Source organism: Paenibacillus qinlingensis (genome assembly GCF_031455095.1).
Taxonomy (GTDB): Bacteria; Bacillota; Bacilli; order Paenibacillales; family NBRC-103111; genus Paenibacillus_E; species Paenibacillus_E qinlingensis_A.
On record NZ_JAVDSB010000033.1, the window covers coordinates 1 to 16,055 of the forward strand.

16 protein-coding genes and 2 riboswitches are annotated in these 16,055 nt (G+C 44.8%); of the genes, 7 read left to right on the forward strand and 9 right to left on the reverse strand.

The window, feature by feature from the left end; all coding sequences use genetic code 11:
• The first annotated feature begins 228 nt into the window (after window positions 1-228).
• Window positions 229-939: a metallophosphoesterase family protein gene (locus J2736_RS33620; RefSeq protein ID WP_310502882.1), complete on the forward strand. Its 711-nt coding sequence runs from the start codon at window positions 229-231 to the stop codon at window positions 937-939.
• A 72-nt stretch (window positions 940-1,011) separates the two neighbouring features.
• The gene (locus J2736_RS33625; RefSeq protein WP_310502883.1) at window positions 1,012-1,917 is read left to right on the forward strand and encodes an AraC family transcriptional regulator; all 906 of its coding nucleotides are present in this window, start codon (window positions 1,012-1,014) and stop codon (window positions 1,915-1,917) included.
• A 252-nt stretch (window positions 1,918-2,169) separates the two neighbouring features.
• Here the strand turns inward: J2736_RS33625 and J2736_RS33630 are convergent, their stop codons facing one another.
• The 4 genes from J2736_RS33630 to J2736_RS33645 form a co-directional block, all read right to left on the reverse strand.
• Window positions 2,170-2,553, reverse strand: a complete 384-nt coding sequence (locus J2736_RS33630) for a DoxX family protein (RefSeq protein ID WP_310502884.1) — start codon at window positions 2,551-2,553, stop codon at window positions 2,170-2,172.
• A gap of 96 nt (window positions 2,554-2,649) precedes the next feature.
• The gene (locus J2736_RS33635; RefSeq protein ID WP_310502885.1) at window positions 2,650-3,417 is read right to left on the reverse strand and encodes a DODA-type extradiol aromatic ring-opening family dioxygenase; all 768 of its coding nucleotides are present in this window, start codon (window positions 3,415-3,417) and stop codon (window positions 2,650-2,652) included.
• A gap of 190 nt (window positions 3,418-3,607) precedes the next feature.
• Window positions 3,608-3,982 (reverse strand): ArsR/SmtB family transcription factor, encoded by a 375-nt coding sequence (locus J2736_RS33640; RefSeq protein ID WP_310502886.1) that lies wholly within the window; start codon window positions 3,980-3,982, stop codon window positions 3,608-3,610.
• A gap of 1 nt (window position 3,983) precedes the next feature.
• Complete coding sequence (locus tag J2736_RS33645; protein WP_310502887.1) at window positions 3,984-4,406, reverse strand: SRPBCC family protein; 423 nt, start codon at window positions 4,404-4,406, stop codon at window positions 3,984-3,986.
• Between the two features lie 269 nt (window positions 4,407-4,675).
• On the opposite strand from J2736_RS33645, the gene J2736_RS33650 reads away from it, so the two are divergent.
• The 4 genes from J2736_RS33650 (at window position 4,676) to J2736_RS33665 (ending at window position 9,464) form a co-directional block, all read left to right on the forward strand.
• Window positions 4,676-6,181 carry a spore germination protein gene (locus tag J2736_RS33650; protein ID WP_310502888.1) on the forward strand — a complete coding sequence of 502 codons (1,506 nt, stop codon included), beginning with the start codon at window positions 4,676-4,678 and terminating at the stop codon, window positions 6,179-6,181.
• A gap of 13 nt (window positions 6,182-6,194) precedes the next feature.
• The gene (locus J2736_RS33655; RefSeq protein ID WP_310502889.1) at window positions 6,195-7,274 is read left to right on the forward strand and encodes a GerAB/ArcD/ProY family transporter; all 1,080 of its coding nucleotides are present in this window, start codon (window positions 6,195-6,197) and stop codon (window positions 7,272-7,274) included.
• Window positions 7,267-8,376 carry a Ger(x)C family spore germination protein gene (locus J2736_RS33660; protein ID WP_310502890.1) on the forward strand — a complete coding sequence of 370 codons (1,110 nt, stop codon included), beginning with the start codon at window positions 7,267-7,269 and terminating at the stop codon, window positions 8,374-8,376. The genes J2736_RS33655 and J2736_RS33660 overlap by 8 nt, the downstream gene beginning before the upstream one ends.
• A 101-nt stretch (window positions 8,377-8,477) precedes the next feature.
• Window positions 8,478-9,464 carry a Gfo/Idh/MocA family protein gene (locus tag J2736_RS33665; protein WP_310502891.1) on the forward strand — a complete coding sequence of 329 codons (987 nt, stop codon included), beginning with the start codon at window positions 8,478-8,480 and terminating at the stop codon, window positions 9,462-9,464.
• A gap of 69 nt (window positions 9,465-9,533) precedes the next feature.
• On the opposite strand, the gene J2736_RS33670 is transcribed toward J2736_RS33665, so the two are convergent.
• From J2736_RS33670 to J2736_RS33690, 5 genes are all read right to left on the reverse strand, one after another.
• The gene (locus tag J2736_RS33670; RefSeq protein ID WP_310502892.1) at window positions 9,534-10,427 is read right to left on the reverse strand and encodes a metal ABC transporter permease; all 894 of its coding nucleotides are present in this window, start codon (window positions 10,425-10,427) and stop codon (window positions 9,534-9,536) included.
• The gene (locus J2736_RS33675; RefSeq protein WP_310502893.1) at window positions 10,420-11,367 is read right to left on the reverse strand and encodes a metal ABC transporter permease; all 948 of its coding nucleotides are present in this window, start codon (window positions 11,365-11,367) and stop codon (window positions 10,420-10,422) included. Before J2736_RS33675 ends, J2736_RS33670 begins: the two co-directional genes overlap by 8 nt.
• 13 nt (window positions 11,368-11,380) lie before the next feature.
• Complete coding sequence (locus J2736_RS33680) at window positions 11,381-12,136, reverse strand: metal ABC transporter ATP-binding protein (RefSeq protein WP_310502894.1); 756 nt, start codon at window positions 12,134-12,136, stop codon at window positions 11,381-11,383.
• 49 nt (window positions 12,137-12,185) lie between these two features.
• Window positions 12,186-13,139 (reverse strand): metal ABC transporter solute-binding protein, Zn/Mn family, encoded by a 954-nt coding sequence (locus tag J2736_RS33685; protein WP_397342224.1) that lies wholly within the window; start codon window positions 13,137-13,139, stop codon window positions 12,186-12,188.
• Between the two features lie 269 nt (window positions 13,140-13,408).
• Window positions 13,409-14,770 carry an APC family permease gene (locus tag J2736_RS33690; RefSeq protein ID WP_310502895.1) on the reverse strand — a complete coding sequence of 454 codons (1,362 nt, stop codon included), beginning with the start codon at window positions 14,768-14,770 and terminating at the stop codon, window positions 13,409-13,411.
• A gap of 90 nt (window positions 14,771-14,860) precedes the next feature.
• Window positions 14,861-14,964, reverse strand: a riboswitch (guanidine-I (ykkC/yxkD leader).
• A 190-nt stretch (window positions 14,965-15,154) separates the two neighbouring features.
• A riboswitch (guanidine-I (ykkC/yxkD leader) is annotated at window positions 15,155-15,254 on the forward strand.
• A gap of 68 nt (window positions 15,255-15,322) precedes the next feature.
• Here J2736_RS33690 and J2736_RS33695 point away from each other — a divergent pair.
• A complete protein-coding gene (locus J2736_RS33695) occupies window positions 15,323-16,042 on the forward strand; it encodes an urea amidolyase associated protein UAAP1 (RefSeq protein WP_310502896.1) in 720 nt (239 codons plus the stop codon).
• Window positions 16,043-16,055 lie beyond the last annotated feature (13 nt).

Sequence of the window (16,055 nt, forward strand, 5' to 3'; positions counted from 1 at the left end):
AATGCGGCACCTTCTCCGGAATAATCGGATTAGGTGCCGCATTTTTATTTTCTCGCTTGAATTTACTCAAAAACCTTAAGTTTTTCAGTGGCCTCTCCAATAAGGGCGTCCTTTTTCCTGCCTAGAAGGCATTTTCCATAATTAAGGAAGCTCGTAGGCGGCGAAATATGCTAAAATAAGCTACATACACATGGGAGTTCGACAAGTGAACATCAGGGGGAAACGTCGATGAAACGACTGCTAGCTATCAGTGATATCCACGGCTGTGCGATTGAATTTAAGGAATTACTAGATAAAGCAAAGTTTAATGCGGAAGAGGATCAGCTTGTTTTGCTAGGAGATTATGTAGATCGGGGACCGGCGAGCCGGGAGGCCGTGGAGCATGTGATGTTCTTGGTACGTGAAAAGGGTGCCATTGCACTCAAGGGGAACCACGATCAGCGCTTCTTGGAAGTAATGGACGGGACGGATGATTTGACGGAAATGAAGTTTTTCGAGCATGGCGGCATCCAGACGTTTCAAAGCTTTAGCGGCGTTAGAAACTTTGATTTGAAAACAGCGAAAGAAAGCATTCGGGCGAATTGCAGCGAGCATCTTGCCTTTTTGCGGGAGTTGCCTCTGTATCACGAGAATGATACGCATATTTTTGTACATGCTGGTCTTAATCCTGCTTACGCAGATTGGAAAACACAGCCGGAGCGGGACTTTATTTGGATTCGTGCGCCTTTTTTAGGGCAGAAAACGGTTGTGAAGAAGCCTGTTGTGTTCGGTCATACGACGACGAAGGACATTCATGGGAAAGCGGATGTGTGGTTTGATACGGATAAAATAGGAATCGATGGCGGCTGTGCCTATGGTCTGCAGTTGAATCTTCTTGAAATTAATGGGAAGAATCAGTACAAAACCTATGCAGTGCCTTCCAAAGGAAGCTGGAAATAGTGAGCAAGAAATATCAAGAAGCGTTGTTCTGAATAGCGTAGACTGAGATTATCAAGTTGAAGGGGGCAAGCGATGGACACCAATTATGAGGCGCGGATACAGATGACGCTGGATCATATTGAGGAACATCTATCGGGACCGCTGTCCGTTGAGTGTTTAGCCGAGGTAGCTTGCTTCTCAGCCTTTCATTTTCATCGGGTCTTCCAAACCATGGTGGGAGATGCCGTGATGGAATATGTTCGCAAAAGAAGATTAGCAAGAGCGGCTTATCAAATCGCGCATACGGAGCACAAGTTGATCGATATTGCCCTCGACAATGGATTCCAATCCCACGAGAATTTCACGCGGGCTTTCAAAAAGGTGTTTGAACGTACGCCGCTCGCTTATCGCAAGCAAGGTATACGACCGCCTAGTTATCCCAGAGTGAACGTGTTGGATCGGAAATTTAATCCCTATTTAGGAGGAATACGTATGAACTACGAGCTGACAACGAAACCTGGGTTCAAAATAATTGGATATGAATTGAAGACTTCATGTAAGGATGGACAGAACCACCGCGATATCCCGGCATTCTGGCAGAAGTACATGCAAGAGGGCTTGGGGGAGCGAATCCCGAACCGTGTTCACACAGGATTGCCTGTTGAACTCGGAATCTGTGCGGATTTTGACTTGGAAAGTGGGGACTTAACTTACATCATCGGGATGGAAGCGACGAATTTTGAGGATGTACCTGCGGATATGGTATGCCGCGAGTTTCCTGAAGCGAAATACGCCGTGTTTACGACGCCGAAGGTGACGCAGGACCAATTTGTTGCCTCGATTCAGACGACATGGCAGGCCATTTTCGCAGAATGGTTTCCTCACTCGGGGTATGAGCATGCGGGAAGTGCTGAATTCGAATATTATGATGAGCGCTGTCATTCGAACCGGCATGAGCTTTTGGAGATGGATATTTATATTCCAATTAAGGCGAAGTAAAACGGAGATGAGTTGTCACGGAAATGACATCTGAATTTCATCTTGCTTTAAGGTTCGAGACCTATAATGAAATTCGACCCCCTTTTAAATATATATATGTTAGACCCGCAGCCCGTTGCTGTGGGTCTCTTTTTATTTTGCCAGCGTATTATTTATTCTTCAAATCAGGGCAGGCTTACAATAGCTACCTGAAGCTAGAGTAGGTAGGAAAAGAGTAAAAGCGTGCGGGCCGTGGCCCACACGCTTTTTGAGTTAGATATACTCTCGTTTTCGCTCCACGCCACGTGAGTTGCTAATGATGACGAATAGCGCCATGAGGAGAAAGATTAGCGGTAGTAAGGAGGTGCGCATTCCCTCATCGGAACGGATATGCGTCAGCATCGCGCTGGCCATGATCATACCAATGATACCGGCTGAAATTAAGGCAGTTCGCGGCTGCCACAGGCCGATGATGAGACCGATGCCCGCGACGAGTTCGATTGCCCCAATGATGTACATGAAAGTTACACTATACCCATAGGTTGACGTGAAGACTTCCGTTTGTAGGGCATGGGCGGACAGCTTCAGAACTCCGAACATGACATAAGCTGCCGCTAACAAAATTTGAATGGTACGAGTTGTCCATGTCCAAGCCAATGCCAGAGCACCTCTGTTTGTTGAAATTGGTTCTGTTAGCTTGCGCAATCCAGTCAATTTCATGCGGAATACTCTGAGTATTGGAAGAATTGCTGCTTAAAATGATACTGCCAAATAGCTCAACGAGCCGACTTCATAGCTACGGTGAATAATCTCAACAGGTCGCTGCGGATCGCCGCTGCCCATTGCAATGTAGAGCGGAATGAAATGCTCAGGGCGCGGTACCGCCATCTTCGCATTGGGAGCTTCGGTGGCGTAGTTGAACAACGCCTCTAAGTTCTGGGCTTGCATGTTAGCAGCGAGCCAATCATCAAATGCAACCGCCCAAGCATCAGGCTCGGTGGCGTTCCAGTTCAACGCGCGCAGGTTATGGACCGTGGCGCCGCTGCCGATGATCAGGATGTCTTCCTGATCAAGACCACGCAATGCTTCGCCGATTCGGTACTGCTCGGCAGGCGGCAAATACGGATTCACCGAGATTTGAATGACCGGGCATACAGGTGTAGGGAACATTCTCAACAACGGTACCCATGAGCCGTGGTCTAGACCGCGTGTGTGATCGAATTGAACAGGAATGTTCTTTGCTTCAAAGCGCTTACCAATGGATTGAGCAAGTGAGGCGTCACCTTTTGCAGGGTATTTGATTTGAAACAGTTCATCGGGAAATCCGCGGAAATCATAAATCGTGTCGTAGACCTCATTCGTGGAGGAAATAGTGAGCACTTCTGTTTCCCAATGTGCGGTGAAGAGGACAATAGCTTTGGGCGATAACTTTGAACCGTAATCAAGCAAAAACTGTGTACAAGCAGTATCTTGAAGAGCCATCATGGGAGAACCATGCCCTACGAAAATCGGTGAAATCATAGCGAACATCTCCTTATTTATGGTTAATACACTTAAATATATTTAATTACTTTATGTAACTGATCATACGCTTCTGATTACGCTTCGTCAAGTAAGTTAATTACTTTTTGTTAGTTGTTTTTTAGGGTGGCTTATTTGTGATCACATAAAGAAGAGCCTCCCAAAACAGGGGGCTCTTCGTGCTATTCATCTATTTCTCAGGTTCCACTACCTCTAGGCGAGAATAAGTAAGTCCCTCGGTGTTATCGTCTTGCTCAACGAAACGTTTGAGCACATTAAGTTTATTTTCCCAATAGCGCTCGTAATAGGAAAGCCAACGTTTAAGCTCCATCAGCGGCTCAGCCTCCAACCGGTAACGGGTCTCGCGGCCGACTTTACGTTCTTTTACTAAGCCAGCCTCAGCGAGAATGCGAAGATGCTTCGATACCGCTGTACGGCTCATCGGGAAGTGGCTGGAGATAACAGTGACGGGCATCTCCTGGTCACCCAGAAGCTGCAGCAGATGTCGTCGCGTGGGATCGGCTATGGCCTGGAAGACGTCATGCTTTTGCGCGGGAATGCCCATCTTAAGCCTCGATGTAAGCAGATAGCCTTTGGACGATGCCTGCCCAGCCTTGTGACATCGTATCGCGAACTGTATCATGCGGTTGACCGAATTCGGTAACCTTGTCGATATCCCAGCCGCCATGGGTGAGAGTGAACTCGGTTTTGCCCCCTAGATCAGACAATTCGAAAGTCAGAAACCAGTCTTTCCCCCAAGAGAAGCTTAGGCGATTCGGGGGATCTAATTCTGTAACCTTACAAGGGGATTTGCCGAAAGGGCCAGCTTCCAAATGGAATTCATAGCCGATTTCTGGCATGAAATTGTTCGGCATGAACCAAACGGCGATGCCTTCAGAAGTGGCCACAGCGTTCCACACTTTTTGTATAGGTGCATTAAAAACAAGCGTTTGTTTAATATCAGGTAGGGATTGCATTTGATTTTCCATTATTAAAAGCCTCCAGTAATCGTATAGTTATTTACTTTGTACATTACTTCGTTTTGAAGCGTATCCACCTAGTTTTCCCGCAAAATCATGTTTTCAGCGGCCTCGCTAACGCGAAACCTTTTGGTTACATGTCTCATTATACGAAACCATTTAGTTTCGTGTCAATATCCGTTTCAAGATGCGTGCCAAAGCGCAACTTTTGGGCAAAATGGATTATTTTAAGCAATACTGCTCAGAATAAAAGAAAGCTCTAGGTGGGGGGATTATGCATGACCATATGGGATCGTTTATTGTTTTCCTTCTCACGGCAAGCAAATAGAGAGCCTAAAAATTTTGAGGTACCCGTGTTAACAGAGGCAGCCAATACAGATGAATCGGTATCTCTAGCTCATATTCTGCAGCAATTTGAGGATTGTATTGATGTATTTCATCGCCACATACCCAGTATCCAAGTTGATATTATTTATATTCCTCATATGGTTGATCATTTGCAATTGTCTAGGGAAGTCATGGATCCCATATCGAATGCGCAAACGGATGATTTAAACACCATTTTTGAGCAGACAAAATTTGAAGTAGCGGTTGATCCTAAAATAATTGTCCTTGCTGTATTGTCTGGGCAAGCTGCTATCTTTCATCGTGAGAAGGTATATCTGTTCTTTGCTTATGGCCCTGAATCAAGGAGCGTGCAGCAGTCTGAAACGGAGACGGTTATCACCGGGCCGCATGATTCGTTTACAGAAACAGCTGGTATCAATCTCTCTTTAGTGCGGAGACGGGTGAGAAGCTCACATTTAAAAGTGGTCAAGCTAGAAGTCGGTGAAGTCACCAAAACCGTCGTTTTTGTCCTTTATATCAAGGGCATTGCGAATATGGAACTGGTTGATGAATTTGTTCGGCGTATTCGTGGGATTGAAATTGATGCGGTCTATGATGGCAACATGTTCTCTCAGTATATTGATGATTTTCCGTATTCGTTATTCCCGCAATTCCTCATTACAGAGCGTCCAGATACGGCTGTTTCCAAACTGGTGGGAGGCCGCATGCTGGCCATTGTAGACGGAAGTCCGGCAGTGGTGAGCGCTCCGACGGCTTTCTTCGACTTTTTCTCTTCTGCAGATGACTATTATCAGAGATGGTCGATTGGGACGGCTACCCGAATGCTTCGGTTTATCGCCTTTGTGATCACCATTACGTTTACAGCTATTTATGTATCTGTCACTACGTATCATTATGAGATGATTCCGGAGGCGTTGATTTTAACGTTGAGAGAATCACGAAGCAAGGTGCCGTTTCCCCCTGTGATTGAAGCGATGTTGATGGAAGTGACGATAGAACTGCTGCGGGAAGCGGGGGCGCGATTGCCTACCAAAATCGGACAAACCATCGGTATCGTTGGCGGTATTGTTATCGGTCAAGCAGCTGTTCAAGCGGGACTGACGAGTAACATTCTCATTATTGCAGTTGCATCATCTGCGATATCGTCCTTTGTTATCCCAAGTTATGTGATGAGTGCATCGATTCGTCTTATCCGTTTTGGTTTGATTTTACTAGCTGGTGTATGGGGGAATTTCGGTCTGATGTTGGGAATTGCCTTCATTGTGATCCATTTATGTGGGTTGACAAGTCTAGGGACATCCTATCTATCACCTTTTGCACCTACGAAATGGACAGATTGGAAGGATGTTTTCATTCGTGGTCCTTTCTCTACACTAACTTCACGGCCTGATCAAGTGAGAACAGCCAATCCTAAGAAGAATAAAATGAGAAAATAAGGATGATCCGATCGTGAATGAGAAGCTGAATGGTTTCCATATCTTTATTTTGATCCATATGATCCAAGTTGGTGTGGGGATCTTTGCTTTACCACGTGTTGCAGCTGAGTACTTTGGCTATAACGGTTGGCTCATGTTAGTTGTTATTGCGGCAATCGTCGCATTTAATATTTATCTAATGTGGATCGTATGGAAGATGGGGAAGGGAGCAAGTATTTTTGTTATTTTTGAAAATTACCTGCCTAAATGGGTCATCTATCCGATCTATGTCATTTTGGCGTTTACTTGGTCATTTACTGCCAGCTTAGTTGCTAAGCAGTACGTTCTCATTTTTCAAGTTACAGCATTTCCGACGGCAAACCCAATGATTTTCATGTTCTTCATTACGCTGCTTGCGTATCTATTGACGATCAAAGGCGTTTACGTCATTTCTAAAGCGAGCACTGTGTTTTTCTTTTTGGTGATGTGGATGATCATTTTGGAAGTTACATTTTATAATGATTTGAAACTATCGAGATATACGCACTATTTGTTTAAAGAAGGAAAAGAATACTGGTTGGGTGCCTTTAATCTATTTGGTTCTTACTTAGGGTTTGAGTTGTGCCTCCTGTTATTTCCTTATGTTCAGCCGAAGACGCGATTTTTCACAAGTGTCCAACTAGCTAATGTGTTTAGCTTTCTGATTTATTTGGGTGTGACTCTGATTTGCTTCGGCTTCTACAGCTTACAGCAGTTAAAGTTAATTATGTTTCCCTTCATTGATTTGCTCGCTTATATTAAATTTCCCTTTATCGAGAGAGCGGAGAATATCCTCTTTAGCTTTCTACTCCTCAGGGTTCTTATTACTATTGTGATGTATCATTGGGCAGCAGGATTGTGTATGCAACAGATATTCAAAAGTAGGAAGATTGAACATATCACGCTAGTTATGATGGGGATCACGTATCTAATTTCGTTTATTCCAAGTGTGCTGGATGAGGTCGGTAAATGGTTGTTTATTGCTACTTATTTCAATATTGCCTATACATTTGTTCTTCCACTCGGCTTAATTGGCATTCTCTCTATTCAAAGGTGGCGAAAACAGCTTGCTTAAGACTGGGTATTCATGTCTGATTATTTGTATGCTGCTGCTGATGACCACAGGCTGTGGGAATGACCAGCGAGTCTTAGAGAAGATTGGTTTAACCCATACGACAAGTTTCGATTTAATGCCCGGGGGGATGCTTAAGGTGACCAATAGCATTCCTCTAGCTGTAGGTGAAGGCTTAAAGCCAAGGGAAATTTTGACGACCGTTACGGATAGTAGTAAAGGAGCAAAGGTAGACCTTGCTAGGCAGAGTCAATTAGTTTTAGTGAGCGGCCAGATGCGTAATATCTTGTTCGGTTCGTCGCTCGCACGGCGAGGATTTTGGGACGATATTGATACCCTAGTCAGAGATCCTTCCGTTTCACCGCGAGTCAGAGTAACCATTGTGGATGGCAATGCGAATGACTTATTAATCAAAACCTACAGCAATTACCTGCGAACTGCACAGTATATTGACAGAATGATGGAATCAGAATCGAAATTTCAGAGTATTCCGAAGGTCAGTTTATATGATTTTACAAGAGATTATTATGATGATGGTATTGATCCTGTTGCTCCCATCATTAAGGATATTGGCGAACATGTGAAAATTGATGGGATTGCTTTATTTCGAGATGATCGTTATCTGACTAAGGTAGCTGCGCAGGATGCGATTTATTTTGCTATGCTGAACAAAAATTTCAAGTTAGGTTCTTTGCCAATGGTACTAAGTCAAGAAAATGAAGCGAAAGAGCTTGCATTATTCGATTCGCTGATTAGTAAAAGAAGAGTTCGCGTAACACAGGGTGGATCAGGCGCGTTTACAGTGAATTTTCAGATCTCAGTAAGTGGTTCTATTCTGGAGTATAGGGGAGATTTGAAGATCAGTAAGGAAGAGGATCGGAATAAACTTGAGGAAAAAATTGCAAAGAAAATTACCGAGTCCATGGAGATGATGGTAAAGGATATGCAAAAGCATAATGTGGACAGTCTTGGGGTAGGAAACGCTGTGAAGAATATCATTCCATATAAAGAATGGAAAGCGATGGACTGGCGTGAGGTGTACCCCGAAGTAGAGATTCATTGTCAAACGAAAGTGAAGATCAAGCACTACGGGAAGTTTCAGTGAGTTCAAAAGAGGCAGCATTGTAATGACAATTGAATTTGGAGGTTGAATTTGATAGGGTAGAGGTCAGAGAATATAGCTAGATTGAAGGAGCCATGGGGAAGATGATACGATTTGCAGTTATTGGTACGAACTGGATCACAGAGGAATTCATACACGCGGCGCTCGAAACAGGAGAGTTCGAAGTGACAGCTGTTTACTCCCGTACGGCAGATAAAGCGGCTGAATTTGCTGGGAAATTTGGTGTCGCACATCAATTTACAGACTTAACGGCATTTGCACAAAGTGATGCGTTCGATGCTGTCTATATTGCTAGCCCGAATTCCTTGCATGCGGAGTATGCCGTTCACTGTATGAAACACGGTAAGCATGTCATTTGTGAAAAACCTGCGGCTTCTAACAGCGTTGAATTAGCTGCCATGATTGAAGCGGCACACAGTAACAAAGTTGTGTTCATGGAAGCGTTGAAATCGACGCTAATGCCTAATTTTAAAGTCGTGCAAGAAAATCTACATAAGATTGGGAAAGTAAGACGTTATTTTGCGGGCTATTGCCAATATTCATCCAGATATGACGCCTACAAGCAAGGGACTGTGCTGAATGCGTTCAATCCCTTTTTCTCCAATGGCTCCATGATGGACCTAGGTGTGTATTGCATCTATCCGCTGGTTGTATTGTTTGGTGCACCGGATAAAGTTCAGGCAAGTGCAGTGATGCTGGAATCCGGCGTTGATGGTGAAGGGAGCCTGCTGCTTAGCTACCCAGAGATGGATGCTGTCATTCAGCACTCCAAAATCGCAAGCTCCTACCTGCCCGCTGAAATCCAAGGTGAACTGGCGACAATGGTTATCGATAAGATTAACCAACCTGAGAAGGTGCAAATTCGTTACCGCGACGGTTCTGTCGAGGATTTAACACAGGAGCAAAGTGTAAGAACGATGCGCTATGAGGCGGAAGAGTTTAGTCGACTGATCAAAACGGGCGAACTAGAGTCTCCGACGAACTCACATGCGAATTCCAGAGCGGCAATGGCTATTATGGATGAGGCGCGGAGACAGATTGGGCTGGTGTTCCCGGCTGATCGGAAGTAGAGAGCAAGCCTAACAAAGAAACCACTCCAAGTGCATGATTGGGAGTGGTTTCTTTATTGTTCCATGGAGTTAAGCGGATTCTGGTGTCATCCCAGACAATCCGCGCTTTTGACGGATTTTACGGATAATGAGTCCGTTGGTTGGTGACAGGAGGAAAGCGAGGACGAACATTGCACCTGCCACACTAATCATACAGCCGGCAATGGAAGCGTCCAATAAGTAGGCAACATAATAGCCAATTACAGAGGAGATAACCCCAACAGCCATGCTCAGCAGGATCATCACACGGAGTTTTTCAGTTAACAGATAAGCAGTCGCTGCAGGTACGATTAGCATACCCACGACTAGAATGGCACCCACACTTTCAAAAGAAGCTACAGTCGTAATCGAAACTAAGCCCATCAATAGATAGTGGAATAGTAAGACCGGAATGCCCACCGCAGCAGCAAGAGCCGGATCGAACGAACACAGTTTAAACTGTTTATAAAAAATACCGATGACAAGACTGCTCAGTACGAGCGCAAAACCAACCGCCCAGACGGCTTTGGGTCCGATACTTATACCCCCAACTTCAATCGTGTTCCACGGCACATAGGCGATTTCGCCATAAAGCACACAGTCCAAGTCTAGATCAATTTGTCTCGTATACAAACTAACAAGCACAACGCCAATGGAGAACATGGCCGTGAACACGACACCGATAGAAGCATCCGACTGCACACCGCTTTGTTGAAAAAGTTGGATTAAGAATACCGTAATGAGTCCAATTACTGCGGCGCCGATCAGCATGAAGATGGACCCCCTAGAGCCGCTAATCAGAAAAGCGATAACGATACCAGGAAGTACGGAATGGCTGATGGCATCACCAATCATGGCCATTTTACGAAGGACAAGGAAGCAACCAACTAAGGAACAAGAGGCAGCGACAAGCGCAGCGGTGAGAATAATCCAGAAATCATTCAACAGGACTCACCTCTTTTGTCTTGACGTAGTGCTCTGGTTCGGAACTGTTTTGAATCTTTTGTTTCATCGACGACTGTCTAATCATTTTAATGAGAAGCCCTCGTTTTGGAGCGAAAAAGAGAGAGAAGACGAATACCAGCGTAGCCGCGAGCACACTGAGTGGACCTGTAGGCAAGTTGCTGCCCATTGTACTTAAATAAGTCCCCACGAATCCGCTAAATGCGCCGAATATGCCAGATAAGATGACCATTAACCCTAATTTTTCAGTCCAGTATCTGGCTGCAACAGCAGGTGTAATTAACAGTGCCGCCATTAAGACGACGCCGACCGCTTGGATGCCGACAACGACTGCAACGACAATGAGAAACATCATGAAATGATCCAGGATCCCTACAGGAAACCCTAAACCTCTCGCATAGCCGGGGTCAAAGCTCAATAATTTAAATTCTTTGAAGAATAATGTACACACACCGACTAATAAAAAAGAAATAATGGCCATTGTCAGGACATCGGAGTGTATCATGGATGCCGCTTGACCGAATAGAAATTTATCTAAACCACTTTGATTGCCGCTTGAACTATGCTGAATCTGCGTCAACAATACGATGCCTACCCCGAAAAAAACGGATAATACAATACCTAACGCTGAGTCATTCTTGATTTTGGAATATCGCGTAATCCATCCAATGCTTAGCGTTGCAAGTAGGCCGGCTACAGCTGCTCCGATGAGGAAGAAAAGAATAGATTTGGAGCCGGTGATCATAAAAGCCACGCACACACCTGGCAGAGCTGCATGCGATAGCGCATCGCCCATTAACGATTGTTTACGTAAATAAGCAAAACTGCCTAACACTCCGCTGCTTAGTCCGAGTAATGAGCATCCGAGTAATATCCATCGCGCATTCGGATCTAACCATAAGTGAAGCAATGAATCCAACATGTAGCTCACCTCTTTATCCTATTTGCTTTTCGGTATCTTCCCGATCCCAGATGGCAAGTTTACCGCCATACGTTTGTTGTAATTTCTCCTTCGTAAATACTTCATCGGTCGGACCGATATCCACAAGGCCTACATTGAGCAAAATCACCCAATCAAAATATTCTTTTACAGTTGATAAATCATGATGAACTACGAGTACGGTCTTTCCTTGTTTCTTCAACTCACCGAGCAGGGTGATGATCGCTTTTTCGGTAGCGGCATCTACGCCTACGAAGGGTTCATCCATGAAATATAAGCTGGCATCCTGGGCGAGTGCTCTGGCTAAGAAAATACGTTGCTGCTGTCCGCCGGACAATTGACTGATTTGTCGGTCTGCGAAGTCAGCCATCCCTACTTTTTCTAAACAAGACATGGCGATTTGTTTTTCTTTATTTCCCGGTCTACGAAACCAGCCTAAGTGCCCATATCTGCCCATGGTTACAACATCAAGCGCATTCGTTGGGAAATCCCAATCGACGGATTCCCTTTGCGGCACATATCCAACAAGCTTGCGCTGTTCCTTATAGGGCTTTCCATATATCTTCACTTCACCTGAGAGACTCGGAATCAAACCAAGCGCTGCTTTAATTAAGGTTGACTTTCCTGCGCCGTTCGGCCCCACAATGCCGATTAGTTTACCTTCAGGGATCGTTAAGGAGACTTGTTCCAAAACAGGTTTCTTATGATAAGCGACAGTCATGTTGTGTATGGTTAGTGGAGCATGTTTCATTGTTATTCCTCCAATACGATTCGATTTCAAACCGTTCTTTGCTTCACGTCTATTTGAGCGCCTTGACAATGGTATCTACATTATGACGAACCATCCCCACATAAGTACCTTCGGGTGTTCCAGTTGTACCCATAGCATCAGAGAACAATTCTCCCCCGATTTGGATCTGGTGACCTTTTTCCTTCGCGCCTTGGATAACCGCTTCAATGGATTTCTTAGGCACACTGGATTCAACGAATACAGCTTTGATTTTTTTCTCGACTAAGAAATCTCTTAACTGACTTACATCTTTAGATCCGTATTCCGACGCTGTACTGATCCCTTGAAGACCCTTCACTTGAATGTGGTAAGCGTCCCCGAAGTAACCGAAAGCATCATGAGCTGTTACGAGCACGCGGGATGCCTCAGGAATTAAAGCAATTTGCTCAGTTGCATAGCGATCTATTTCTTCAAGTTTTACTAAATAAGCGGCAGCATTTTTGGTGTAATCTTCTTTATGTGCAGGATCTAACGCGATGAGAGAATCACGGACTTGCTCCGTTGCTTTCATCCACAGCTTCACATTAAACCAGATGTGCGGATCGTATTCTGTTGCCATCTCCGCACCGGAGCGCAATAGTTTACGATCGATTTTTTCCGATACGGCAACGGTTGGCTTTTCTTTACCCATTTTCTCTAGAATCTCAACCATTTTACCTTCTAGGTGCAGACCATTATAGAAAATAATTTGGGCGTCATCTAACTTTTTAATATCGCCTTGGGAAGCTTTATATAGATGCGGATCCACACCGGCATTCATGAGCCCCGTTACTTTGACATGTGTCGAACCAACATTCTGGACGATGTCCGTAATCATCCCTATCGTTGTAGTGACTTTAATCTCCTTCTCCGTTGAAGTTGGCGATTTCCCAGTGGTCCCACAAGCGGTTACGGTCAATAAAACGCCTACTAAAGCAACGGCGGCACTCTTCTTCCAAAAGCTTTTTATAGTCATCACATTCATTTCGTTATGTCCTCCCCAATCTTTCACTTTATTTCTCCTGCAATATTTGAAACTTGTACAAGCTCACAATTGTTGACTTTGGGAAACATTTATTTCTTATATTATTATCCATATCTGAAAAAGTTGCAATAGGGAAACAAATTTTTATTGATTCATTTTTTTTGTTGAAACCACATTCCATCCGAAGTGTTTTATCACAATAGAAAAAACAGTCGGAGTCTGTTCGCTCCAACTGTTTTATGTTGTAGTATTGCTGCTGCCACTACTAATTACTTCAATGTGCCAGCGGGGTGTGAACTTCCTGGCAAACGCTCAGTCACTACTGACGTAGAGTTCTTCATTAGTGAGGTGCGCTTTTGAACGAGATGGTACACCACCCCGATCAGTAGCCATGTTACACCCATCCATAACGCGTCTTTATCCAACAGTGACAGTAGATAGCCGATGAATCCGGCACCTAGCAACGGAAGCGCCAGATACAAGATTGTTTGCTTCGGCGAGCGTTGGCGTTCTTTCATATACTTTTGCGCAATGACAGATACGTTGACGAAGAGGAAAGCGGTAAGGGCGCCGAAATTAACGAATTTCACGGCATTATCTAGGGAAATGACGAGAGCGAGCAGCGAGACGACGCTAACGATCACAATGTTAATAACCGGTGTGCCCAACTTCGGATGTAGAAACGCAAACACGCGCTTCGGCAGCACGTTATCTCGACCCAACACGAACAGGAGGCGTGACACGCTTGTGACGGACGATAATCCTTGTGTGAAGATCGCAAGAATGAGAACAGTGAGGAATACAGAGCTCAATGCGGCGCCGCCAACCATTTTGACAATCTCAAAGCCGGCAGAATCGATATGAACAAAAGTTAAATGCGGATACACGAGCTGTGTTAGAAAAGAGGGCACTAAATAGAGAACGCTAGCTGTAATGATGATGATCATGATGGCGCGCGGGATGGTCTTCTCGGAATTGACCGTTTCTTCAGCCATCGTTGTTACTGTATCAAAGCCTAAGAAAGAGAAACATATAATGGAGGCGCCAGCGAGAATCGTAGAGAAAGGCACGTCGGTTTGCAGAAAAGGCTGTAGCGGATGAATCTCACCAACACCAGATAAGTTACGGAACAGAAAGAAACAGAACACGGCGATGAAAATGATCTGAACCCAGACGAACAATTTGCTGATGTTTGCAGAGAATTTGATGCCGATGATATTGATAAGACCAAGGATAATGTTGAGTCCGATGATCCATATATAAGCAGGAATGGACGGGAACTGAGCATGTAGATAGATGCCGAAGGTTAGGCACGCGATGATAGGGGAGAAGAAATAGTCTAGAAGCAAGACCCAGCCGACGAGAAATCCTAGATAGGGATGAATGCTTTTTTTGGTGTAGGTGTAGGCGGAACCTGAAGTTGGAAAAACCTTCGACATGACTCCATAGCTGTACGCGGTGAAGAAAATAGCGATGAAAGCGAGCAAGTAGGCTTGTGTTAACATGCCATGTGCATTCTCATAAGCGATCCCGTAGATGGAGAAATAAATCATAGGAGTCATCCAAGCGAGCCCCATATAAACAACTTGGTACAGGGTTAGGGATTTACGTAGTGTGCCTTCAGTGGTCATAGCGATAACACTCCCTCTATCGATGATTGATGTGATCACAGAAGGGGTTTTTATATGCAAAAAAGCCAAGGTGATATCTAGGTTACAGATATCTCCCGGGCTTTTATCCCTCCGTGAACACAGTGTTGAGCTGTGCGTCTCCTCTTGGTCCAGTCCGGGATGTAGGCTGCCGCGGAACCCTAGAAAACTTTATGTGTCATGTTTCATGACTTTTATATAAGGTGGTTAACCTTTTTATTTATGATGTTAGATATTCGTCTTTTGTGTAAGTTAATATAACACATAGTAAGGGTTATGAGAAGTATTTTACGTATATAAACGAAAATAATTAGAAGTTATTGACACATATCATCAACGATGTTATGTTTAGTAACACAAACGAATACGATTGTTTACTAGGGTTCCGCCGGTAATGTTCCGGGCTGGTCCGAGAGTAAACCACTCTTGTGAGAGAGTGCCACGGAAGGATAAAAACCTGGGAGATATCACCAAGACAATGGTCTTGTGATGTCTCCCTTTTTGTTTAAGCAAAAAGCGAAGGAGAGCGATAGCATGGGGAACATTTGGAGCAAAGACATCGGGCCAGGGGATAAATGGTCAGGGACGATTGGCAAAGGAAAGTTGATTCGTTTGACTGCGCTGGAAGCAGGTGCGAATGTGTCAATTCAGTTCTACCACGCGAAGGATCTGACGGAGCGTTACAATATGCCGGATACGCTCAAAGCGCAGCATACGGCGCATTTGACCCGTGGGAATGTACTGATGAGCGATAACGGCCGTGCAATGGTGAGTATTGTGGAAGACAGCTTAGGTTGGCATGACCCACTTAGCGGATACACAAGCCGTGCAGGGACAGATGCCAAGTACGGTACGACGAATTACCAAGAACTGCGCAACGATTGGCTGCGGAGCGGTCAAGAGAACTTTGCTGTCGAACTCGTTCGCAATGGCTTGAGCATGCGGGATATGATGCCGGTGGTGAATCTTTTCTCCAAAGTGGTTGTGGATGGGAATGGGGATATGCGGCTCAGCTTAGAACATTGTCAAGCAGGGGCGACGGTCACTCTGAGGACAGAGCTGGATACATTAGTAGTCCTGTCCAACACGCCGAATCCACTTGACCCAAGGGGGAATTATCCATCTGTGCCTGTCAAAATCGAAGTGTTAGCAGCACCACCAGTTAATGAAGATGATTTTTGCTTGAATTATCGCCCGGAGAATCGCCGAGCTTTTGAAAATACATGGGAATATCACACACTGCTAGGTTCTTAATAGAACTAACTAA